Origin of the sequence: Methylomusa anaerophila (assembly GCF_003966895.1) — a bacterium.
GTDB lineage: Bacteria > Bacillota > Negativicutes > Sporomusales > Sporomusaceae > Methylomusa > Methylomusa anaerophila.
In genome coordinates this window covers 1,629,371-1,655,721 of the sequence record NZ_AP018449.1, presented here as the reverse complement: position 1 = coordinate 1,655,721, position 26,351 = coordinate 1,629,371, and the positions used below count along the sequence as shown (strand labels likewise).

The window sequence follows — 26,351 nt, the reverse complement described above, 5'->3', positions numbered from 1 at the left end:
GCCTTAGACTGGTTCTGGTCATGGGGTTCATCGCCGACAGTAGCGTAAACAAGAGAACTGCTGATTCACCTTTAGCCTTGAACAAAGCATCAGCCCCCGACTCCGGCTATGGGAAAAAATATATTTTGATAACTGCCATTGTATTTATCAGAACATGCAATACGATCGAAGCAATTATGGTATTGTGCTGCTCGTAGGCTAAGCAGAAAAAAACGGACGCAACCATAATCCATAATCCACTATTAAGACCGTGAGTCAAATAGAAGGCTAATGCAACAAGGATGTAAGCTCCTGTTCTGCTGTACTGTCTCAAATAGGTAAACAGCACTTTGCGAAACATCAGTTCCTCCTGAACCGGCCCTGTTGCTAACACTAAAAAGATGCTAATGATTGGAAACTCAAAAAATGGGCGTGGGGGGGGCTGATCTTCACCAACCCAACTGCCCAGCACTGCCTTACTAATATAGAACAAGATTACAATGATACTTAGCCGTATGAATGTTCCATTTCGCATAAGACTGAGGGTAACTGCCACATAGCGCCTTAATGTCAGCCATCCGTTCGTACGAATATTCGGCCGCCAAGAATATTTGCCGTAAAGTAAAATGGAGAGGGTTTCGAATATTAAACCAATATACAGTAGATGTTGCATTGGCACACGGGTAAATGGACGAATTGAAAAAATCAGATATTCGCCTGCGATATACACCAGACTTATCAATAGCAATAAACCCAGCCAAAGGCCAAACATTGCAGCTACCCGGGACAAGCTTATCGGTTTGTCCTCCCATTGGTGGTAAGCCAATAGTTGGTCTGCCGCCGCGTCAAGTCTTGCCAGCCCGTCATCGGACATAGTTTCCCCGTTGGCGGCTTGTTGCCAGGGACTGATCAGCTCAGCAAGATCCACTCTCCAGGACATACAGTTGGCTGCATACCTGCGCGCATCTTCCCGGCGCCCCAGCCGTACGCTCGTCCGCAACAGCCAGAATTGGACCAGAAAATCACTTTCCTTTATTTTTACCGCCGCGTTCAGTGCGTCTAATGCCTCTGTATAGGCGCCTCTTTGATAGTGCCCAATACCTTTGGCCAGAGAACGGCCAAAAGAAAGCCAGCGAATTATCATAATCCCTCCGTAAATAAATGTTACGCTTCCTCCGATTGATTTAGTTATACCGCTGAGCACTGCGATAGTACGGCTAGCCGAGAATTATCTTTGTTTTTTTGCAACCAGGTTAATAATAAAGATAAATATGAATAATAATCACTAAATTAATTAAAATATGTGATATTATGGCGGCATCGATAGTATTCTGCTGCTCGTAGGCAAAACACAAAATAACAGAAGCAACCATAAGCCACAATCCACTATTAATACCATGAGCCAAATAGAAAGCTAGAGTAACGACAACGTAGGCTCCTGTTCTGCTATACTGTCTCAGATAGGTAAACAGCACTTTACGAAACATTAGTTCCTCACATATTGGAGCTATTATTAATCCTGTAATTATGTTAATTATCGGAAACTGCAAATAGCCCTGTGGGGCCAGACCTTCACCAAACAATTGCATAAGTATCACTGTTATAATACTCCACGCGACCACAATAACACATAGCCGTATGAACGCTCTATTTCGCATAAGACTAAAGCTGATTTCAACATGGCGTCTGAGTGTTAGCCATCCACTCGTACGAATGTTTGGTCGCCAGAAATATTTCCAATAAAGCAAAATAGAAAGAATTTTGAATACTAACTCTATGTAAAGAAGGTGTTGAATCGGCGCACGTGTAAATGGAGGAACGGAAAAAATCAAGTATTTGCCTACGTTATACACAACACTTATTAACATTAATAAACCCAGCCAAAGGCCAAACATTGCAGCTACCCGGGACAAGCTTATCGGTTTGTCCTCCCATTGGTGGTAAGCCAATAGTTGGTCTGCTGCCGTGTCCAGTCTTGCCAGACCGTCATCGGACATAGTTTCCCCGTTGGCGGCTTGTTGCCAGGGACTGACCAACTCAGCAAGATCCACTCTCCAGGACATGCAGTTGGCCGCATACCTGCGCGCATCTTCCCGGCGCCCCAGCCGCACGCTGGTCCGCAACAGCCAGAATTGGACCAGAAAATCACTTTCCTTTATTTTGACAGCCGCGTTCAGTGCGTCTAATGCCTCTGTATAGGCGCCTCTTTGATAGTGCCCGATACCTTTGGCCAGAGAACGGCCAAAAGAAAGCCAGCGAATTATCATAATCCCTCCGTAAATAAATCAACTCTGGTGACCCAAGGGCGAATCGTAGAACTCCTTTGGTCTTACCGGCATTCCTACCGATAGTCGCAAAGGAAGTTCTACGAAACACAGCCAAAGATGCTAGGCCACCTTAGATTGATTTTGGTTAAAAAGTTCAGCGCCGGTAGCAGCAATGATAAGCGGATTGGTAGAGCCATCTCCCTGTATTCCAGAATTATTGGATGTCAGCAATGCTCCCGTATCATTACTCTCCGCCACAAAGCTGGCGATATAACTGGTCAGGGTATCGCTCAACAGCAAATTAGAATCAGGTACAACATCATTGCCGTTTAATTGTATATTATTTTGTTGGACAGGCCAGTTTACCTGCAACTGGAAGGAAACCGGAGGTGGCTGATTATTTTGAATAGACGGGGTTAACGTGCCCTGAAGAAGCAGAGTCCCTTCTGAGGTTTGCGGTAAATCGTCACCGACATATATGTCAATCGTCGGTTTATCCGCTTCCGGGGGCTGGGTGCCGGTATCATCAGGAATAGGCTGACCTAAATCTGTTGCTACGGAAAGATACGAGAAAAATCTTGCCACCGTTTCAGACTTTGTATACAACTTGACTGCAGTTCCCCCAAGATCGAGCGTTTGACTTAAAAGCCAGTTATCACCCGGATGGTATCTCTGCGTTAGACCCAGGTTTATCCCATAAGCCGCCGTTACTCCCACAGCAGCACCAACTCTCTCCGCCCGTTTGGGATTGGCTGGGTCAAATGCCAGCAATGTTGCTGTAGTAAGAAATCCCGCACGGGCGCCACCTAAAACTGACACCATATTCGTCGTTACATCTTTACCGTTTCCGCCAATCCATTGGAACAGATTAACACTATTGTTCTCCGGTGCAGTACCGGTGTTATTATTACTAAGAAACTGCCTAATGGCTTCCGGATCAGTCACCTTCATCTGGAAATTATAAGTCGGGCTACTTTCATCTCCTTCTCCCTGCACCGTTAGCGTCGTATCAGATGCATCCCCGGTATAGTTCGGTGCAGTCGCCAGCAGGTCACCATCCTGCTCAGTCACCACATCGCTGCCACTTCCCCCAGCCAACGCCTGGGCATCGTCTCCCATCGCCAATAATAAGTCGCCTGATGCCGTTGCTACTGCCCGGAAGCCTTCAGCCGTGTTGATCACTTGGGCGTCACCCACCGTCGTCGATACAGGACTGCCGTCTACCGTTGTCAAATTAATTTGATTGCCGTCTGCCGTTGTCACCATCAGGTTACCGTTGTCATCAAATATCACCTGGTTGCCGTCTGCCGTTGTCAATGCTTGGTTGCCATCAGCCGTTGTCAGCAGTTGACAACCGTTCGCCATGGCTATTGTTCGGTCACCGTTTACGGCATACTCCGTTGTACTGCCATCCGCCCCTTGCACCATTTTCGCACCATTTTCTTCAACCACCGTCTCAGTACCGCCCGGCAAAGTACTGATCTGCGTGCCATCGGTCTCAAACACCGTTGTAGTGCCATTGGTGTCATACTTTGTCCGCTTACCGTCGGAGTCAAGCACCGTTACAGCGCCGTCGGCTGTTGTGATTGTGACTCTGCCGTCGGACGTCTTCACTGTTGTCGTTCCGTCGATCTCGTACAACGTTTCGGTGCCGTCTGCCGCAAACATATCGATGCTGCCGTCCGCTGCATAAATCGTGCTGGAACCGTCAGACCCGTACACGATTCGGGATCCATCCGGGGCGATCACGGTTTGGCTGCCGTCGGCCGCCCATATTAATTGCGTTCCGTCCGGCATAATTGTGTGCCGGGAGCCGTCCAGGTAAGTCGTTACAGTGGTGCCGTCCGGGCCGGTCAAAATTTGAATGCCATCCCTCCAAGTGATTACGGAACCGTCCGGCGTATAGACCGTTGTCGGGCCGTTGGGTATATAGACGGTTTTGGTGCCGTCAGTTTCAGTGACCGTTATAACGCCCTCTGCTGAAATCTCTCTTATCGTGTTGTCCGGGGCAACATCCCTAATGCTGCCGTCATAGAAGGTCTGCCGAAGAGTGCCGTCCGGCATAACTTTCGGCGGCGGGGGAAAAACATGACTAAGATAATTCAGAGTCTGTTGCTGGACAAAACCGCTTGCCAGAAATCCTTCCAAGCCGTTCTCGGCCGTGTTATAAACCACTTGGGCTTCCGAAATGAATTTGCGTGTACCCACGTCAATGCCGAGCTGCTTGCCGACCGTGCCGGCCAGGATACTCGCCCAATCGTTGGTCTGACTGGCAGTTACGACAGATTGCGCCTCCGCAATATAATTGATTGTTTCCTGGGGTATGCCGATACTTGCGCCGATATTGGTTATCAGGCCCAGTACATCGCCATGTTCTATGGCTACCGCCGCGCTATAGTATTGGACTATCGGCTGCAAGGGGGGAAATATGATCCCCAGCGCCTGGGCTACCCATCCGCCTCCACCCATTTTTTTTAATCTCCTCTCTAAATAAAGTACTCTTTAAGTGTTTTTTTACTACAATTTACTATAACATTGAAAACCTTGAGACTGGCGATACCGAACTAGCCCTGTCACTGGCTGATTTTTTGGGCGTCATATAATTTGATATATTGCTCACTGGCCACCGCCAGGTATTTGCCGTCCGGACTAAACGCCACCCCAACCACCGGGCTGTCGATTACCGGGCCCCGCAAGGTCTCCGCCTGGCTGCCGCTGGCCACATCCCAAATTCTTACGTAATCTTCCCGTTGCAAAAAGGCGGCAATATATTTGCCGTCCGGGCTGTAGGACAGGCCTCCGATCCTGCTGTCGGAATCCCACGCAATGGTTTTGAAGATTTGGCCGGTATTTGTATCCCAGATGTCGATAAACCCTTTTTCCGTACCGGCCTTGGACGCGGACCAGCGTTTGTTAAACGCCACGGCGAGATAGCGGCCGTCCGGGCTGTAGGCGATTTCTTTGATGTATCCGCCATAGCCTTCGCTAAGGGTACTGACCAGAGTGCCCGTCGCCACATTCCATAGGCCGATCGCCGCCTTTCTCATTTCCGTGGCCAGGTATTTCCCGTCCGGGCTGTAGGCCATAGGATGATAATCCGTATTGACTGCCTTTGTATCCAGGGTGCGCGTCAGGCCCCAGGTGTTGGTATTCCAAAGCTCAATCTGGACATCGTCATTTCCCCTGGCGCAGGCCAGATACGTGTTGTCCGGGCTAAACGCCACCGCTAAAACCTCCGGAGTCGTATTCAGCAAAAAGCTGAGAGGTTCTTTGCGTTGTAACATCCGCCTGCCTCCGGTGGTCAAATCAACCAGATCCATATCAACCAAATTCTTAACCGTATTGGAATTCACACCGCCCATGTTGATCATCTGTCCCATGGCCAGGTACCTGCCGTCGCCGCTGAAAGCCAGCGAGCTAATGGGCTCATTGCGCGCCGCCCGCAACGGCTTGAAAGTCCTGGTCTTCATATCCCAGATATGGATTGTCCAGGATACCCCTTGGTTGATTACGCCAAGCTTCTGGCCATCCGGACTGAACCGTATCCCGTTAACGTTCACTCGATTGTCAAGCACCCTGGGGTCCAGTGTGGCCCAGGCGGTTTGTTCCGCCAGCGGCAGAAACGGCATGCTGAACGCCAGCAATACGGCAACGGTCTGCTTCCACGAAACTTGTTCCGGCTCCCTAGAGGCCTCTTGTTCTTCTACGGCAAACAGCTTCCGGTTTTTATGGATGAATACGGCGCAGGCAAGAAACGCGCCAGCCAGAAACAGCCAGAGGAGAATGATCCTGTCTTCCCCGGTAAACGGCAACGGCCGTCCCGCCGCAATGAGACCGTAGATTAAAAATGGGACGCCACGGAAACTGTAGTACAAAAACTGCATGAAGAACGCAAGCCGCAGAAACAGCCAGCTTTCCGGCCGCAGTATCCACAGGGCCGGCGTTGCCAGGACCGGCAGCGTTAAATCCGCCCAATAGTGTCTGACCCCTGTGGCCAGCCAGTAGAGCATGAGAGCGCCGTACAACAGAACGCTAATTTTTACAAGCCATAGTCCCAGCCTGTTTCGCTTCATAAAACCATTTACCCCCCATTATGGTCAGCCACAGCCATATAGTTTTTCCCTGTAAAATCCCCCCTTGAGACTGGCGGCACCGAACTAGCCTGTCACTGGCTGATTTTTTGGGCGTCATATAATTTGATATATTGCTCACTGGCCACCGCCAGGTATTTGCCGTCCGGACTAAACGCCACCCCAACCACCGGGCTGTCGATTACCGGGCCCCGCAAGGTCTCTGCCTGGCTGCCGCTGGCCACATCCCAAATTCTTACGTAATCTTCCCGTTGCAAAAAGGCGGCAATATATTTGCCGTCCGGGCTGTAGGACAGGCCTCCGATCCTGCTGTCGGAATCCCACGCAATGGTTTTGAAGATTTGGCCGGTATTTGTATCCCAGATGTCGATAAACCCTTTTTCCGTACCGGCCTTGGACGCGGACCAGCGTTTGTTAAACGCCACGGCGAGATAGCGGCCGTCCGGGCTGTAGACGATTTCTTTGATGTATCCGCCATAGCCTTCGCTAAGGGTGCTGACCAGAGTGCCCGTCGCCACATCCCATAGGCCGATCGCCGCCTTTCTCATTTCCGTGGCCAGGTATTTCCCGTCCGGGCTGTAGGCCATAGGATGATAATCCATATTGACTGCCTTTGTATCCAGGGTGCGCGTTAGGCCCCAGGTGTTGGTATTCCAAAGCTCAATCTGGACATCAATATCTCCCCTGGCGCAGGCCAGATACGCGCTGTCCGGACTAAACGCCACCGTTAAAACCTCCGGACCCTTATTCAGCAAAAAGCTGAGAGGTTCTTTGCGTTGTAACATTCGTCTACCCCCGGTGGTCAAATCAACCAGGTCCACATCAACCAAATACTTGACCGTATTGAAATCCACACCGCCCATGCTGATCATCTGTCCCATGGCCAGGTACCTGCCGTCGCCGCTGAAAGCCAGCGAGCTAATGGGCTCATTGCGCGCCGCCCGCAACGGCTTGAAAGTCCTGGTCTTCATATCCCAGATATGGATTGTCCAGGATACCCCTTGGTTGATTACGCCAAGCTTCTGGCCATCCGGACTGAACCGTATCCCGTTAACGTTCACTCGATTGTCAAGCACCCTGGGGTCCAGTGTGGCCCAGGCGGTTTGTTCCGCCAGCGGCAGAAACGGCATGCTGAACGCCAGCAATACGGCAACGGTCTGCTTCCACGAAACTTGTTCCGGCTCCCTAGAGGCCTCTTGTTCTTCTACGGCAAACAGCTTCCGGTTTTTATGGATGAATACGGCGCAGGCAAGAAACGCGCCAGCCAGAAACAGCCAGAGGAGAATGATCCTGTCTTCCCCGGTAAACGGCAACGGCCGTCCCGCCGCAATGAGACCGTAGATTAAAAATGGGACGCCACGGAAACTGTAGTACAAAAACTGCATGAAGAACGCAAGCCGCAGAAACAGCCAGCTTTCCGGCCGCAGTATCCACAGGGCCGGCGTTGCCAGGACCGGCAGCGTTAAATCCGCCCAATAGTGTCTGACCCCTGTGGCCAGCCAGTAGAGCATGAGAGCGCCGTACAACAGAACGCTAATTTTTACAAGCCATAGTCCCAGCCTGTTTCGCTTCATAAAACCATTTACCCCCCATTATGGTCAGCCACAGCTATCTATAGCCGTGCGGACAATAAAACAATCTTTTGAAAATGTGACGGTCGTGGAACGCTCCTGCTCCTGCCGGTCTATGCCAGCGACCCAGGAAGGTTCTACGGCCTGTGCACGAAAATGCTATGCTGCCTTGGTCTGATCCTGATTATAAAGTTCATTGCCGGCAGTAGTGACGAGAAGCGAATTGGCGGAACTATCCCCTGGCAACCCCGAGTTGCCGGCTGTTATCAGTACTCCCGTATCATTACTTTCCGCCACAAAGCCGGCCATGTCATAAGCAAGAGTGTTGTCTAGCAGTGAGGTATCGGCTTGGGCCACTAGTGTTTCCGTATTCGTACTATTAATGTCATTACCTGTCAGAAGAAAGGATGTCGCAGTAAGAACCGATTCAGGACTTACTTGGGCATTTGATTCCATTGGAACGCCAAACAACCTGATTTTGTCGCAATATTCGCTCAACATAATAGGATTATCGTTTAAATATGATTCATAAGTTGCAATATCGTGCTCCTGAAAAGCTCCTCTAAATCCCCAAGGACTCATATCATATTTTCTAACAACTCCAAGATGCCCGCCACATGTGCTCTGTCCGAAAACATCATTTACGTTTACATGGTTTACTACAGCGTATACGTTGGGGTCGGTAACAAATATGCCTTCCCGGGCTAAAGACTCTGCAATCCCCGGCGCACCGAAGGTTTCCGAGACAATTGTAATATCCTTTTGATATCCTAAGGCAGTAAAAAACTGTGCCTCTGCGCCGCCGAGGGAATGGCCGGTTGCCATGATTGGCAAGCCGTGCAGCTCGCTGTTGGGGTCATTTATTATGTCTATTAGTTGGTTGTAAGTCTGCCGCACATCGGCAAACTGCTCAACTTTCCTTCCGGCCGCCAGTTGCAGGTCGCTCGGACCGTCTGTAAGATACTGGTCCGTTCCACGGAACGCTACAATTATTTTTTCCCCATTCGTAAAAGCCTCGGCGTGATAGCCTGATTCCGGATTTGACCACACGCCAATTGATTGGAGTCCCTCCGGAATATCCGTCGCGTCTGCACCCCGATAGACGTAACTACTTAGTGCGGCATTCGTTTGTGTGTTAAGATCTCTTTGGTCAGCGCCGGGACTAACGAAATATGACATGCCACTATACAAGCCGTCCCCGATTTCCGGCACACCATCCGTTTGGACGGTTTTAAAGTGAAACTCATCGAAACTGCCGCTCATTCCATCGAAGAAATCTGTCATACCCGCTGCTTGCAAAGCATCGTAGAAATTTGTTGCAGCCGTTTGCAAAATTTGCGCATTGGTTTGGTTTTGGATTATCGTGTCATTAGAATCCAATTGTAATTGACTTTGCGCCTGATTTAAACTGTCGAAAGCATTTTGTAAAATCGGTTGGGCTTCAGGATGCTGCGCAAGCCAAGTATTAAGGGATTGATTAAATTTGTCCATAAATTGGCCATATTCCTCGCGGGGAATATATAAATTTCCAATTTTTTGACCAGACACCAAAATATATTGTTTACCGTCGTCAAGAGTAACGGGTTCCGGTGTAGTGGTTCCCAAAGCAGCGATCATCGTGTCTACCGCATTGGCTTGTAAACCACCAAGCGTTGTAGTAGCAGTTGCTATAGGATTGGCTATATCCGTTTCCGGATAAGGGCTGTTAGGAGTCACAGTTACATTACCATCCGGCGCAGTCTCGGTTTTATTGCCGTTAGTCGTATATTCCGTTATCTTGCCGTCAGTCGTATACTCCGTTATCTTGCCGTCGGGGGCAAATACTACTTTGGTGCCGTCAACCTTAAACATTGTTCGGGTGTTGTCTGTATCGATCACCACCCGGGTGCCGTTTGTCTTATATATGGTTTGGATGCCGTCAGTATCATACACTGTTCGCGTACCATTGGGGGTATACTCTGTTGTCATGCCGCTGGGTTCAGTTACTTTTACCGTGCCGTTAATTCCGAAGCTGGTTTGGGTACCGCCCGGCTCAGTCACTGTTCGAATACCGTTGGTGTCAATTACCATTTGAGTATTGTCCGGCAAAGTCAATGTCCGAGCGCCGTTGGGCTCAGTCACCGCCATAGTGTTGTCCGGTGCATATTCCTCCATCGTTCCATTGGTTTCAAATACAGTTTTGTTGCCATAGATGTCATACTCCGTCCGTTTACCGTCGGGGTCAATCACCGTTACAGCACCGTCGGCTGTTGTGGTTGTGACTCTGCCGTCGGACATATTCACTATTGTCGTGCCGTCGGTTTGATACACCGTTTCTGTACCGTCATCGGCGTATACCCGTTTAGTGCCGTCAGTCTCATACAACGTTACGCTATGGTCAGCCCCGTACACAATTTGAGACCCGTTCGGTGAAGTCACGGTTTGGCTGCCGTCAGCCGCCCATGTTAAGTAGGTCCCGTTCGGCATAAGCGTTTGCCGGGAACCATCCGGGAATTTTGTCACAATGGTGCCGTCCGGACCGATCATGACTTGGATACCGTCTCTCCAAATGATTACGGAACCGTCCGGCGTATAAACCGTTGTCGGGCCGTTGGGTATATAGACGGTTTTGGTGCCGTTACTTTCAGTGACCGTTATAACGCCGTCTTTCTTCGAGATTTCTTTTACGGTGCCGTCCGGTGCAGTCTCCCTAACGCTGCCGTCATATAAGTTCTGTCTAATGGTGCCGTCCGGCATAACTATCGGCGGCGGGGGAAAAGCCTGCTTAAGAAACGCTAAAGTCTGTTGCTGGATAAACCCGCTTGCTAGAAAGCCTTCCAAGCCGTTTTCAGCCGTATTGTACACTGTTTGCGCCTCAGATATGAATCGCCGGGTACCCGCGTCAATGCCAAGCTGCTTGCCGACCGTGCCGGCCAGGATACTCGCCCAATCGTTGGTCTGACTGGCAGTTACGACAGATTGCGCCTCCGCAATATAATTGATTGTTTCCTGGGGTATGCCGATACTTGCTCCGATACTGGTTATCAGGCCCAGTACATCGCCATGTTCTATGGCTACCGCCGCGCTATAGTATTGGACTATCGGCTGCAAGGGGGGAAATATGATCCCCAGCGCCTGGGCTATCCATCCGCCTCCACCCATTTTTTTCAATCTCCTCTCTAAATAAAGTGCTCTTTAAGTGTTTTCTTACCATAACGTTGAAAACTTTGAAGCAATGAGGTCACGCCGCGACCGGTTAGCTTAGCTTTTCTCTGTAAAATCCCCCCTTGAACTGTGGGCGGCACCGGTTTTCCGGTCCCACCTGTTTTATTTATTGCAGATGGCATTCCTAAGCAGGGTTGGTATTACGGTAATTTTGTTGCCAAAGCCAGTTGAGCCAAAGTTTGAGCATGCCGGAAATGCCTTTCTACCTCTGAATCCTTGGTTTACTCAAATTGAATATCATTGCCTGCTACTGTCCCGTCCGCGAACTGGAATTCTTTTATCTGATAATCCGACCCTAACCGCCAGTCGGTAAAACGAATGGTTTCACCGGTTTGGCTTATAGTGCCTACCAAATCGTTATCGGCGGTTGTTGCCGAAAATGCTAAACTGGCAAAATATAGATCAACAAACAGGACTCTATCAAAGCCGTTATCTGCTCCTTCATAACTGATTATGGTGTCATTGCCGGAGCCTATCCCCCAGGTATAGATATCATCTCCCAGGCCGCCTCGCAGGGTATCATTGCCGGCGCTGCCGGTCAAAATATCGTTGCCGTCGCCGCCCAGCAAGTAATCATCACCGGCGTCACCGTAGAGAGTGTTGTCGCCGCTGTTGCCGTAAATGGTATTGTTCAACCCGTTGCCTACACCATTAATATCAGACCCGCCTAACAGACTCAGATTCTCCACATTCGCACCTAAACCGTAACTTATGCTGGACTGCACAGTGTCAATGCCTTCACCGGCATTTTCCGCAACAATGTCATTGTCATTGTCGACGATATAGGTATCATTCCCTTGTCCGCCGGCCATTACATCGGCGCCCTGGCCGCCGTTGAGAACATTGTCGCCGTTGTTGCCCACCAAAATGTTGTTGAGTTCATTGCCCGTGCCGCTGATGCCGGCAATGCCGGTCAGGGTCAGGTTCTCAGTATTGGCCCCTAAAGTATGACTGATGCTTGCAAGGATGGTATCGCTGCCTTCATTGGCATTTTCGCTAACAGTATCGCTGGCACTGTCTACGATATAAGTATCATTGCCTAAGCCACCGGCCATAGTGTCCGCCCCGAGGTTACCATAAAGGACATTGTCGCCGCTGTTGCCTACCAGAACATTGTTGAGTTCATTGCCTGTGCCGTTGATGTTCGCAGTGCCGGTTAAAACCAGATTTTCAGTGTTGTCGTGCAAGGTGTAGGTAACGCTGGCTTGTACGGTATCGGCCCCTTCGCCGGCATTTTCGACAACTGCGTCGGTGGTGTTGTCCACAATATAGGTATCGTTGCCTGAACCGCCGGCCATAGTATCGGCGCCAAGTCCGCCATCCAGAACGTTATTGCCGCTGTTGCCGATAAGGACGTTATCAAGTCCGTTGCCGGTTCCATTGATACCGGCTGTACCGGTAAGAACCAGGTTCTCCACATTAGCTCCCAAGGTATAACCGATGCCGGACTGCACGGTGTCGCTACCTTCGCCCGCATTTTCCGCAACAACGTCCCCGGCATTGTCGACGATATAGTTATCATCACCCTGCCCGCCGACCATGGTATCTGATCCGAGATAACCATAAAGGACATTGTTGCCGCTGTTGCCTACCAGGACATTGTTGAGTTCATTGCCTGTGCCATTGATGCCGGCAGTACCGGTCAGAGTCAGATTCTCAATATTGGCTCCCAGTGTATAGCTGACGCTGGAATAGGCGCTATCGTTGCCTTCACCGGCATACTCGACGATAGCATCATTGGCGTTATCTACCATGTAGACATCATCGCCCAGTGAACCGGCCATAACATCCGCCCCGAGACCGCCGTCCAGGATGTTGGCTCCGCTGTTGCCGGCCAGGATGTTGTCAAGGGCATTGCCCGTGCCGTTGAGGTTGGCCGCGCCGGTTAGGATCAGGTTTTCCACATTGGCTCCCAATATGTAGCTGATACCGGACTGCACGATGTCGGTGCCTTGGCCGGCAGCTTCGCTGACAACGTCGCCGGCGTTGTCCACTACATAGGTATCGTTGCCGGCGCCACCCAGCATGGTATCCGCGCCAATATCACCGTTTAGCACGTTATTGCCGCCGTTGCCGATAAGGCTGTTATTTTGTGTATTGCCGGCGCCGTTGATGTCGGCCGCGCCGGTAAGGGTCAGGTTTTCCACATTGGCTCCCAATATGTAGCTGATGCCGGACTGCACGATGTCGGTGCCTTGACCGGCAGCTTCGCTGACAACGTCGCCGGTATTGTCCACTACATAGGTATCGTTGCCAAGACCTCCCAGCATAACATCTGCGCCTAGACCACCGTCAAGAATATTGCTGCCGTTGTTTCCCGTCAGAATGTTGTTCAGTTCATTACCTGTGCCGTTGATGTTGGCCATACCGGTTAACGTCAGATTTTCCACATTGGCTCCTAAGGTGTAGCTAATGCTGGACTGCACGGCATCAGTGCCTTCAGCGGCATTTTCAGTAACAACGTCGCCGGTATTGTCCACAACGTAAGTATCGTTGCCGGCGCCGCCGGCCATGGTGTCGGCGCCAAGACCGGCGTTTAAGGTGTTGTTGCCGCTATTGCCGGTAAGGCTGTTATTCAGTGTATTACCGGTGCCATTGATATTGGCTGTACCGGTCAAAATCAGGTTCTCGACATTGGCAGTGAGGGTATAGCTGATGCTGGACTGGACGGTATCGCTGCCCCCGCCGGGAATTTCGGTAACAACATCACCGCTGTTGTCTACCATGTAAATATCGTTGCCGGCGCCACCGGCCATATTATCAGCGCCCAGATCGCCGTCAAGAATGTTGTTGCCGCTGTTGCCAATGATGGTATTATTTAGCTCATTACCAGTGCCGTTGATGTTGGCCGTACCGGTCAGGGTTAGGTTCTCCACATTGGCGGTTAGCGTGTATGTAATTGACGACTGTACGACGTCGGTCCCTTCACCAGCAGCTTCCTTAACAATGTCGCCATTGTTGTCGACGATGTAGATATCATTGCCGGCACCGCCGGCCATGGCATCCGCGCCAAGGCCACCGTTGAGGAGGTTGTTGCCCCTATTGCCAATAAGGATATTATCCAGTTCATTACCGATGCTGTTGATATTGCCCGTACCGGTCAAAATCATGTTTTCAATATTGGCGCCTAATGTATAGCTAACCCGGGACTGTACGGTGTCGATTCCTTCGTCGGCACGTTCGATAATACTGTCACCGGCGTTATCCACAACGTAGATATCGTTACCGGCGTTACCCATCATGTTATCGGCGCCGCGACCGCCATCGAGAATGTTATCGCCGCTGTTGCCGGCAAGGGTATTGTTCAGAGCATTACCAGTGCCATTAATGTTGGCGGTGCCGGTTAGCATTAGATTTTCGACGTTGGCTGCCAAAACGTAACTGATACTGGATTGTACATTATCGGTGCCTTGGCCGGAGTTTTCAATAATAATATCGCCGGCGTTGTCGACAATATAGGTGTCGCTGCCTAAGCCTCCCATCATGGTGTCCGCATCCAGGCCGCCGTCAAGAATATTGTTGCCGCTGTTGCCGGTGATAACGTTATCCAACGCATTGCCGGCGCCGTTGATATTAGTGCTACCGGTCAGAATGAGGTTTTCGGCATTGGCGGTTAGCGTATAAGTAATGGATGATTGCACTTCGTCAATGCCTTGGTCTGCGTTTTCGCTGACAAGATCGCCGTTGTTATCGACAATATAAGTATCGTCGCCTAAGCCGCCGGCCATTGTGTCGGCCCCCAGGCCGCCGTCAATTCCGTTGTCGCCGCTGTTGCCGAGGATTGTATTATCAAGCTCATTGCCCGTGCCGTCGATGTCGGTTGTACCGGTCAAAGTGAGGTTCTCGACATTGGCGGTCAATCCATAGGTTATGGAGGACTGAACGCTGTCAACTCCTTCGCCGGCGTTTTCACTGACTAGGTCGCCGTTGTTGTCGACAATGTAGGTATCGTCGCCCAAGCCGCCGGCCATGCTGTCGGCCCCCAGGCCGCCGTCAATCACGTTATTGCCGCTGTTGCCGAGGATTGTATTATCAAGCTCATTGCCCGCGCCGTCGATGTCGGTTGTACCGGTCAAAGTAAGGTTCTCAACATTGGCGGTCAATCCATAGGTTATGGAGGACTGAACGCTGTCAACTCCTTCGCCGGCGTTTTCACTGACTAGGTCGCCGTTGTTGTCGACAATATAAGTATCGTCGCCTAAGCCGCCGGCCATTGTGTCGGCCCCCAGGCCGCCGTCAATTCCGTTGTCGCCGCTGTTGCCGAGGATTGTATTATCAAGCTCATTGCCCGTGCCGTCGATGTCGGTTGTACCGGTCAAAGTAAGGTTCTCAACATTGGCGGTCAATCCATAGGTTATGGAGGACTGAACGCTGTCAACTCCTCCACTGGCGTTTTCACTGACTAGGTCGCCGCTGTTGTCAACAATGTAGGTATCGCCGCCCAAGCCGCCGGCCATGCTGTCAGCTCCCAGACCGCCGTCAATCACGTTACTGCCGCTGTTGCCGAGGATTGCATTGTCCAGTTCATTGCCGGCGCCGTTGATGTCGGCTATACCTGTCAAGGCGAGGTTTTCAACATTGGCGGTCAACCCATAGGTTATGGAGGACTGAACGCTGTCAATTCCTTCGCCGGCGCTTTCACTGACTAGGTCGCCGTTGTTGTCAACGATGTAGGTATCGCCGTCCAAGCCGCCGGCCATGCTGTCGGCCCCCAGGCCGCCATCAATATAGTCGTTGCCGGCTTTACCATCCAGGACATTGTTGCCGCTGTTGCCGCGAAGCACGTTATCCAGTTCGTTGCCGGCGCCGTCAATATCGGCATTGCCGGTTAGGCTGAGGTTCTCCACATTGGCCGTCAATGCATAGCTAATCGTCGACTGGACCGTGTCGGCGCCTTCATTGGCTTTCTCCACCACAATATCGCCATTGTTGTCAACAATATAGGTATCGTTGCCCAAGCCGCCGGCCATAGTGTCCGCGCCCGCGCCGCCGTCAAGCACATTATCGCCGCTGTTGCCCAACATAACGTTATTCAACCCATTGCCGGCGCCGTCGATGCCGGCTGTGCCTGTCAAAGTAAGATTGTCAACATTGGCGGTTAGCGTATACGTAATGGATGCTTGAACTGTGTCGATGCCTTCATTGGTTTTTTCCACTACCAAATCCACATTGTTGTCAACAATATAAGTGTCGTCGCCGGTACCGCCGTACATGGCATCCGTACCGAAGCCGCCGTCCAGATAGTCGTTGCCGGTTCCCCCATATAAGCTGTCGCTGCCGCCTTCACCGTACAGAGTATCGTCACCGGCTTTGCCATTCAGGACATTGTTGCCATCGTTACCGATAAGGATGTTATTTAAAGCATTTCCTGTGCCGTTAAGATTAGCGTCGCCGGTTAACGTCAGGTTTTCCACATTGTTTACCAAAGTGTAGGTAATGCTTGCCTCAACGGAGTCCATGCCTTCGTTGCAGCTTTCTATCACTTTGTCGCAAGCATTGTCGACAATATAAGTGTCGTTGCCGCTGCCGCCGAGCATGATGTCGGCATCGACGCCGCCGTCAAGAAGATCATTGCCTTTGTCACCATACAAAAGGTCTTCGTCGCTGCCGCCATATAAGGAGTCGTTGCCGGCTTCGCCATCCAGAGCGTTGTTGCCGGCGTTGCCGATAATGATATTGTCCAGTTCATTGCCACCGCCATTTATATTACGGGTTCCGGTCAGGGTCAGATTTTCCACATTCGCTCTTAGGATGTAAGTAGCGCTGGACTGAACTATGTCGATTCCTTCGCCAACCCCTTCAAGAACAACATCGTCGGTATTGTCCACAATGTAGGTATCGTCGCCGCTGCCGCCGGCCATGGTATCGGTGCCTTCACCGCCGTCCAGGTAGTCATTGCCGCTGCCACCGTATAATTGGTCCTTCTTAACGCCGCCATATAAGCTGTCAGCTCCAGCGCCGCCATCCAAACTATTGTATCCACTGTTACCGGTGATCACATTATCCAACTCATTACCAGTACCGCTAATATTGCCGTTGCCTGTCAAGGTCAGGTTTTCCACATTCGCTCCCAGCGTGTAAGTCACGCTGGACTTCACTGTGTCAACACCTTCACCGGCATTCTCGATGACAACATCGCCGCTGTTGCCTATAATGTAGGTATCGTCGCCGGCGCCGCCGGCCAGAATGTTATTGCCGCTGTTACCGCTGATCACATTATTCAGTTCATTACCGGTACCGTTGATATTGCCATTGCCGGTCAAGACCAGGTTTTCCACATTCGCTCCTAGGGTATAATTGATGCTTGCCCGTGCCGTATCAAGGCCTTCACCGGCATTCTCGACAACCACATCACCGCTGTTATCCACAATGTAGGTGTCGTTGCCGCTGCCGCCGTTCATGGTATCAGCCCCAAGACCGCCATTAAGAATGTTATCGCCGCTGTTGCCGATAAGGCTGTTATTTAGGGTATTGCCGGTGCCATTAAGGTTTTCATTCCCGGTCAAGGTCAGATTTTCCACATTGGCACTTAAAGTATAAGTGGCGCTGGCCTGCACCGTGTCAATCCCTTCTCCGGCACCTTCGATAACCACATCACCGCTGTTATCTACGATGTAGGTATCGTCGCCAATACCACCAGCCATGGTGTCGGTGCATTCACCGCCGTCCAGATAGTCATTGCCGCCGCCACCGTATAATTGGTCCTTTTTAATGCCGCCGTATAAACTGTCGTCGCCGGCACCGCCATCCAAGATGTTGTTGCCGCTGGTGCTCAGGCTGATGATTACATTATTCAGTTCATTGCCGGTGCCGCGAATATTGCCCGGACCGGTCAAAATCAGGTTTTCCACATTCGCTCCCAAGGTGTACGTCACACTTGACTTCACGGTGTCGATACCTTCCCCGGCTTTCTCAATAATAACGTTACCGTTATCATCTATGATGTAGGTATCGTCGCCGGTACCGCCGGTCATGGTGTCGGTGCCTTGACTGCCATTACCATAGTCACGACCGCAGCCACCGTACAATTTATCGCTTTTAACGCCGCCGTATAAGATATCGTCGCCGGCGCCGCCGTCAAGCACGTTACTGCCGTTGTTGCCGCTGATCACGTTATTCAGTTCATTACCGGTACCGTTGATATTGCCATTGCCGGTCAAGACCAGGTTTTCCACATTCGCTCCTAGGGTATAATTGATGCTTGCCTGTGCCGTATCAAGGCCTTCACCGGCATTCTCGACAACCACATCACCGCTGTTATCCACAATGTAGGTGTCGTTGCCGCTGCCGCCGTTCATGGTATCAGCCCCAAGACCGCCATTAAGAATGTTATCGCCGCTGTTGCCGATAAGGCTGTTATTTAGGGTATTGCCGGTGCCATTAAGGTTTTCATTCCCGGTCAAGGTCAGATTTTCCACATTGGCACTTAAAGTATAAGTGGCGCTGGCCTGCACCGTGTCAATCCCTTCTCCGGCACCTTCGATAACCACATCACCGCTGTTATCTACGATGTAGGTATCGTCGCCAATACCACCAGCCATGGTGTCGGTGCATTCACCGCCGTCCAGATAGTCATTGCCGCCGCCACCGTATAATTGGTCCTTTTTAATGCCGCCGTATAAACTGTCGTCGCCGGCACCGCCATCCAAGATGTTGTTGCCGCTGGTGCTCAGGCTGATGATTACATTATTCAGTTCATTGCCGGTGCCGCGAATATTGCCCGGACCGGTCAAAATCAGGTTTTCCACATTCGCTCCCAAGGTGTACGTCACACTTGACTTCACGGTGTCGATACCTTCCCCGGCTTTCTCAATAATAACGTTACCGTTATCATCTATGATGTAGGTATCGTCGCCGGTACCGCCGGTCATGGTGTCGGTGCCTTGACTGCCATTACCATAGTCACGACCGCAGCCACCGTACAATTTATCGCTTTTAACGCCGCCGTATAAGATATCGTCGCCGGCGCCGCCGTCAAGCACGTTACTGCCGTTGTTGCCGCTGATCACATTATTCAGTTCATTGCCGGTACCGCGGATATTGCCATTGCCGGTCAAGACCAGGTTTTCCACATTCGCTCCCAGGGTATAGTTGATGCTTGCCTGTGCCGTATCAAGGCCTTCACCGGCATTCTCGACAACCACATCACCGCTGTTATCCACAATGTAGGTGTCGTTGCCGCTGCCGCCGCTCATGGCATCAGCCCCAAGACCGCCGTCAAGAATGTTATCGCCGTTGTTGCCGATAAGGCTGTTATTTAGCATGTTTCCCGTACCGTTGAGATCGGCATCGCCGGTTAAGGTCAGGTTTTCCACATTGTCTGTCAGGGTGTAGGTGATGCTTGCCTGTACGGTGTCGATGCCTTCATTCCGGTTTTCCATCACTCTGTCGCGGAAATTATCAACTATATAAGTGTCGTTGCCGGTACCGCCGAGCATGATGTCGGCATCGGCGCCGCCGTCAAGAAGGTCGTTGCCTTCGCCACCGTACAAAAGGTCTTCATCGCTGCCGCCATATAAAGAGTCGTTGCCTTTTTCGCCAGCCAAAACGTTGTTGCCGTTATTGCCGACGACGATATTGTCCAGTTCATTGCCGCCGCCGTTAATATTGCAGTTCCCGGTTAAGGTCAAATTCTCCACATTTGCACTCAAAGTGTAGGTAACACTTGACTGTATGGTATCAATACCTTCATTGTTGTTTTCCACCACAATATCAAAAACATTGTCCACGACATAGGTATCGGCGCCGCTGCCGCCAGCCATAGTATCGGCACACTGACCGCCGTTCAGATAGTCATTGCCGCTGCCGCCGTATAATGTGTCGCTCTTACAGCCGCCATATAAGGTATCGTTGCCGGCGCCGCCATCCAGGATGTTGCTGCCGCTATTGCCGCTGATCACATTATCCAGTTCATTACCGGTACCGTTGATGTGGCCGCTGCCGGTCAGGATAAGGTCCTCCACATTGTCGGTTAAGGTATAGGTAATTGACGACTGAACGGTGTCCTTGCCTTGGTCGACGTTTTCCAAGACCGTATCACCTGTATTTTCGACGATATAGGTATCATTGCCGCTGCCGCCGGCCATGGTATCAGCGCCCAGGCCGCCGTTTACAAGATTGTCGCCGCTACTACCGAGAATCACATTATCCAGTTCATTGCCGGCGCCATTGATGTTGCCGCTGCCGGTCAGGGTCAGGTTTTCCACATTCGCGGTCAGAGCATAGCTAATCGATGACCGAACGCTATCTATGCCTGCGGCGGCGTTTTCCAATACAATATCACCCATATTGTCTACAATGTAGGTATCATTGCCGGTGCCGCCGACTATAATATCAGCACCCAGGCCGCCATCTAATAAGTCATTTCCACTGCCGCCGAGCAATTTATCATTGCCAACGCCACCGGACAAGGTGTCATCTCCTGCCTGACCGTCCAGAACGTTGTTGCCGCTATTACCGCGAATAACGTTATCCAGTTCATTGCCGGCACCATTGATGTTGCCGCTGCCGGTCAAGGTCAGATTTTCCACGTTGGCAGTTAGGGTATAGGTAATCGATGATTGAACGCTATCTACGCCCTCGCCGTCGTTTTCCGTTACTATATCACCCATGTCGTCAACTAGGTAAGTATCATTGCCGCTGCCGCCGGCCATGGTATCGGCGCCCAGGCCGCCATCAATAACATTGTCGCCACTGTTGCCAAGGATCCCATTATCTAATTCATTGCCGGTGCCATTGATGTTGTTGCTGCCGGTCAAGGTCAGATTCTCCACATTGGCGGTTAGAGCATAACTAATCGACGACTGAACGCTATCTATGCCTGCGGCGGCGTTTTCCAACACCATGTCACCCATATTGTCTATGATATAGATATCATTGCCGCTGCCACCGGCCATAATATCAGCCCCCAGGCCACCATCTAATAAGTCGTTTCCACTGCCGCCGGACAGTGTATCATTGCCAATGCCGCCGGACAGTGTGTCGTCTCCCGCTCCGCCATCCAGAACGTTGCTGCCGCTGTTGCCGAGAATCCCATTATCCAATTCATTGCCGGCGCCATTGATGTTATCACTGCCGGTCAGGGTCAGGTTTTCCACATTCGCGGTTAAGGTATAGGTAATCGACGACTGAACGCTATCTATGCCTGCGGCGGCGTTTTCCAATACCGTGTCACCCGTATTGTCTACGATATAGGTATCATTGCCGCTGCCGCCGGCCATGATATCGGCACCCAGGCCGCCATCAATAACATTGTCGCCACTGTTGCCAAGGATCCCATTATCTAATTCATTGCCGGTGCCATTGATGTTGTCGCTGCCAGTCAAGGTCAGATTCTCCACATTGGCGGTTAGATCATAGCTAATCGACGATTGAACGCTATCTACGCCTGCGGCGGCGTTTTCCGTTACCATATCACCCGTATTTTCAACGATATAGGTATCATTGCCGCTGCCGCCGGCCATGGTATCAGCGCCCAGGCCGCCATCAACAACATTGTCGCCACTGTTGCCAAGGATCCCATTATCTAATTCATTGCCGGTGCCATTGATGTTGTCGCTGCCGGTCAAGGTCAGATTTTCTACGTTAGCGGTTAAGGCATAGGCAATCGACGATTGGACGGTGTCGTTACCCTCGCCGGCGTTTTCCGTTACTATATCACCTATATCGTCAACTATGTAACTATCATTGCCGCTGCCGCCGGCCATGCTGTCAGCGCCCAGGCCGCCAACGAGATAATCATTACCACTGCCGCCATCCAGAATGTTGTTGCCGCTGTTGCCAATGATCACGTTGTCCAGTTCGTTACCGGTGCCATTGATGTTGTCGCTGCCGGTTAAGGTCAAGTTTTCCACATTGGCTCCCAGGGCATAGGTAATCGACGATTGAACGCTATCGTTGCCTGCGGCGGCGTTTTCCGATACCATGTCACCCGTATTTTCAACGATATAGGTATCATTGCCGCTGCCACCGGCCATGGCGTCAGCGCCCAGGCCACCGTCAATAACATTGTCGCCGCTATTGCCCAAGATCACGTTATCCAGTTCATTGCCAGTACTATTAATGTTGTCGCTGCCGGTCAAGGTCAGGTTTTCCACATTGGCTCCCAGCGTAAAGGAAACGCTGGACTGTACGGCATCGACGCCTTCGTTATCATACTCAATGACAACATCGTCGACGTTATTGACTATATAGGTATCGTTTCCTGTACCCCCGAAAAGCTGGTCGTTGCCGCTTGTACCGTTCAAAACATCGTTGCCACCAATGCCGTATCGTATTTTGCCGGTCAAATTGTCGTCACTGACAGTACCCATTAAGGCCGCGGCCATGCCTGCTTTGCTTGTAACTTCTGCGGCAGTCAATTCGCTGTTATCAAAAAATCGCAGACTCTCCACCTGGTATAAACTACCATCAAACCATTTGTTTATGGTCAGCGTTTCACCGCTGTCTTTGATCCGTAGAATTATGTCCTGCCCGCTTTGCAGATAGTCGATAGAATCGCTGGTGATCTCTTGTCCGAATTGGATGGTATCCACGCCATGACCACTGGTCCCTGAATAGTTATCAATAGTGTCGTTACCGGATCCTAAGCCATATATATAGATATCGTCTCCCAGTCCGCCCTTTAAAGTGTCGTTGCCGGCCCCGCCATTTAGAATGTTGTTGCCGCTGTTACCGGTTATTACGTTACCCAGTGCGTTGCCGTTGCCATTGATTGCGCCGGTGCCGGTCAATGCCAGATTTTCTACATTGGCTCCCAAAGTATAAGTGATGGACGACTGCACCATGTCCGTTCCTTCGCCGGTGTTTTCCGCCACGACATCTTCAGCACTGTCCACAATGTAGGTATCATCGCCCAAACCACCGGCCATGATGTCCGCGCCGGCCCCGCCGTCCAGGCTGTTATTGCCGCTGTTACCGGTAATTATGTTATCCAGTTCGTTGCCAGCACCATTGATTGTGCCGGTGCCGGTTAATGTCAGGTTTTCTACATTGGCTCCCAAAGTATAAGTGATGGACGACTGCACCGTATCTGTTCCTTCATTGACATTTTCACTGACAATATCACCTACATTATCTACAGCATAGATATCATCGCCTAAGCCGCCGGCCAGCGTGTCCGCGCCGGCCCCGCCGTCCAGAATGTTGCTGCCGCTGTTGCCGCTAATGATATTGTTCAGTTGATTCCCTGTGCCATTGCTGGCGCCGACACCAGTCAAGGTCAGGTTTTCCAGGTTGGCTCCCAAAGTATAGGTGATGAACGACCGCACCGTGTCCGTTCCTTCATTGACATTTTCGGCGACGATGTCACCTATATTATCTATAACATAGGTGTCGCTGCCCAAGCCGCCGCTCATTATGTCTGCCCCGGCTCCACCATCGAGAATGTTGCTGCCGCTGTTACCGGTTATTATGTTGTCTAAAGCGTTACCAACGCCATTGATCGCTTCTGTGCCGGTCAAGGTCAGGTTTTCTGCATTGGCTCCCAAGGTATAGGTGATGGACGTTTGTACCGTGTCTGTTCCTTCACTGACATTTTCACTGACAATATCACTTACATTATCCACTACATAAGTGTCATTGCCTAAGCCGCCGGCCATGGTGTCCGCGCCGGCCCCGCCGTCCAGAATATTGCTGCCATCGTTACCGGTAATCTTGTTGTCCAATGCGTTGCCAGCACCATTGATCGCCCCTGTGCCTGTCAGGATCAGATTTTCTATGTCAGCGTTTAACGTGTAGGAGACAGACGACAGCACTATGTCGGTTCCTTCACCGGCACTTTCGCAGGTAATGTCACCGGCGTTATCCACTACATAGGTATCATCGCCCAAACCGCCGGTCATAGTATCTGCGCCGATCCCGCCGTCCAGAATATTGCTGCCGCTGTTACCGGTAAGGACATTGTTCAGAGCGTTACCCGTTCCATTAATCGCCTCTATGCCGGTCAGTGCCAGATTTTCTACGTTGGCTCCTAAAGTATAGGTAATGGATGACTGTACCGTATCAATTCCTTCGTAAGCATTCTCGTTGACAATGTCGCCGGTGTTATCCACCACATAAGTGTCATTGCCAAGACCGCCCGCCATAATATCCGTTCCGGCCCCGCCATCCAGGGCGTTGCTGCCGCTGTTGCCAATAAGAACGTTATCCAATGCATTGCCATCGCCATTAATCGTCCCCGTGCCGGTCAATGTCAAGTTCTCTACATTAGCTCCCAGGGTATAGGTGATAGACGACTGCACCATATCGGTTCCTTCGTTGGCATTTTCACTGACGATATCACCTGCGTCATCCACGGTATAGGTATCATCGCCCAAGCCGCCCGTCATGGTGTCCGCGCCGGCCCCGCCATCCAGGACGTTGCTGCCGCTGTTGCCAATAAGAACGTTATCCAGTTCGTTGCCGCCGCCATTAATCGCCTCCGTGCCGGTAAGCGTCAGGTTTTCAATGTTGCCGTTCAGAGTATAGGAGACCGATGACTGCACCGTGTCCGTTCCTTCATTGAAGGTTTCGTTAACAATATCCCCCACATTATCCACTATGTAGGTGTCATCGCCTAAGCCGCCGGTCATGGTGTCCGCGCCGCTCCCGCCGTCCAGAATGTTGCTGCCACTGTTACCGGTAAGGACGTTGTTCAGAGCGTTACCTGTGCCATTAATCGCCTCTGTGCCAGTCAGGGCCAGATTTTCTACGCTGGCTCCTAAACCATAGGTAATGGATGACTGTACCATATCAGTTCCTTCGTTGTCATTCTCGCTAACAATGTCACCAATGTTATCCACCATGTAGATGTCGTTGCCTAAACCGCCGGCCATGGTATCCGCACCGGCCCTGCCGTCCAGGATATTGCTGCCGCTGTTGCCGGTTAGAACGTTGTCCAGTGTGTTGCCGCCGCCATTGATTGCTCCTGTGCCGGTCAATGTCAGGTTTTCTACATTGGCTCCCAAGGTATAAGTAACGGACGACTGTGCCGTGTCGGTCCCTTCGTTGATGTTTTCTGCCACAACATCCCCAACACTGTTTACAATATAGGTATCATCGCCTAAGCCCCCAGCCATCATATCTGCACCGGCATCACCGTCCAGGATGTTACTGCCGCTGTTCCCAATAATAATATTGTTCAATGAGTTTCCAGTGCCATTGATATTAGCTGTGCCTGTTAGCAGCAGGTTCTCTAAGTTGGCTCCCAGGTTATAGGTAAGGGATGATTGCACTGTGTCAATTCCTTCGCCGACATTTTCCGTTACCACATCTCCGGCATCATCTATGACGTAGGTGTCATTACCCAAGCTGCCCGCCATGGTATCAGCGCCCAGACCGCCGTCAAGCATATTGTCGTCACTATTGCCTGCAATGAAATTATCCAGTTCGTTGCCTGTACCATTGATTGCGCCGGCACCGGTTAAGACCAGATTTTCCACATTTGTTCCCAAGCTATAGCTGATGTTTGATTGAACAGTGTCAATACCTTCGGCGATGCTCTCGCTGACTACATCACCCACGTTGTCAACTATGTACGTATCATTGCCCTGGCCGCCGGACATGGTATCAGCGCCGTCCCTGCCGTCAAGAGTATTATCGCCGCTGTTGCCTGTTAAGACATTATCCAGTTCGTTGCCTGTACCGTCAATGTTGCCCGTGCCGGTAAGCGTCAAGTCCTCAACATTTGCGTCCAGGGCATAGGTAATGCTCGCTTCAACGGTGTCGTTGCCTTCGTCAGGATTTTCCACCACCACATCCCCGGCATCGTCTACTATGTAGGTATCGTCGCCCATGCTCCCGGCCATGGTGTAAGAACTCCCGCTGCCGTTCAGCGTATCATTACCAGTTCCGCCATTCAAGGTATTGTCACTCATTGTTCATCCCTCCACTTAATTTGGTTAAAAGTACCTTTCTTAACAAAGCGTCGAAGCGTTAAATAAGGCTGTTCTGCGCCGTCCTAGCCATTTCTTATATAACAAAAAATGGCCGTTAGCAAACGGCCATACATACAATATCGGCCGGTTACACTGCCAGCTCCCGGCAGCCCAAGTGTCCATATACAGGCTGACGTTCATCGCTTCCGTTATTGGTAATCATTGAATTGTTTTACCTTCGAGCCAGATTCTTCGGAACCTTATTGCCAGTCGCTGAAACGAAGGGTCTCACAGTTTGTGTTATACTCGCCTCCCCCGGAAATTTATGTCTAATTTTAGCGTAATATGTAATTTTATTGATGTATATGGCTATTTTTCCAATTA

General features: G+C 51.1%; 7 protein-coding genes and 1 riboswitch. All 7 genes read right to left on the bottom strand.

Translation table 11 applies throughout. The features are described 5' to 3' along the window. Window positions 1–106: 106 nt before the first annotated feature. The 7 genes from MAMMFC1_RS07160 to MAMMFC1_RS07130 all read right to left on the bottom strand — a co-directional run bounded on the left by MAMMFC1_RS07160 (window position 107) and on the right by MAMMFC1_RS07130 (window position 25,967). Window positions 107–1,123 (bottom strand): CPBP family intramembrane glutamic endopeptidase, encoded by a 1,017-nt coding sequence (locus MAMMFC1_RS07160; RefSeq protein ID WP_126307725.1) that lies wholly within the window; start codon window positions 1,121–1,123, stop codon window positions 107–109. Window positions 1,124–1,232: 109 nt separating this feature from the next. After that, on the bottom strand, window positions 1,233–2,246 hold the full coding sequence (locus MAMMFC1_RS07155) for a CPBP family intramembrane glutamic endopeptidase (protein WP_126307723.1): 1,014 nt from the start codon (window positions 2,244–2,246) through the stop codon (window positions 1,233–1,235). 120 nt (window positions 2,247–2,366) lie between these two features. Further along, window positions 2,367–4,715, bottom strand: a complete 2,349-nt coding sequence (locus MAMMFC1_RS07150) for an autotransporter outer membrane beta-barrel domain-containing protein (protein WP_126307721.1) — start codon at window positions 4,713–4,715, stop codon at window positions 2,367–2,369. A gap of 104 nt (window positions 4,716–4,819) precedes the next feature. Beyond that, window positions 4,820–6,319, bottom strand: a complete 1,500-nt coding sequence (locus tag MAMMFC1_RS07145; RefSeq protein ID WP_126307719.1) for a WD40 repeat domain-containing protein — start codon at window positions 6,317–6,319, stop codon at window positions 4,820–4,822. Between the two features lie 92 nt (window positions 6,320–6,411). Further along, complete coding sequence (locus tag MAMMFC1_RS07140; protein ID WP_126307717.1) at window positions 6,412–7,911, bottom strand: WD40 repeat domain-containing protein; 1,500 nt, start codon at window positions 7,909–7,911, stop codon at window positions 6,412–6,414. A gap of 156 nt (window positions 7,912–8,067) precedes the next feature. Beyond that, window positions 8,068–11,049, bottom strand: a complete 2,982-nt coding sequence (locus tag MAMMFC1_RS07135) for an Mbeg1-like protein (protein ID WP_126307715.1) — start codon at window positions 11,047–11,049, stop codon at window positions 8,068–8,070. A 284-nt stretch (window positions 11,050–11,333) separates the two neighbouring features. Then, window positions 11,334–25,967 (bottom strand): calcium-binding protein, encoded by a 14,634-nt coding sequence (locus MAMMFC1_RS07130; RefSeq protein WP_126307713.1) that lies wholly within the window; start codon window positions 25,965–25,967, stop codon window positions 11,334–11,336. 133 nt (window positions 25,968–26,100) lie between these two features. Beyond that, window positions 26,101–26,184, bottom strand: a riboswitch (cyclic di-GMP riboswitch). Between the last annotated feature and the right edge of the window lie 167 nt (window positions 26,185–26,351).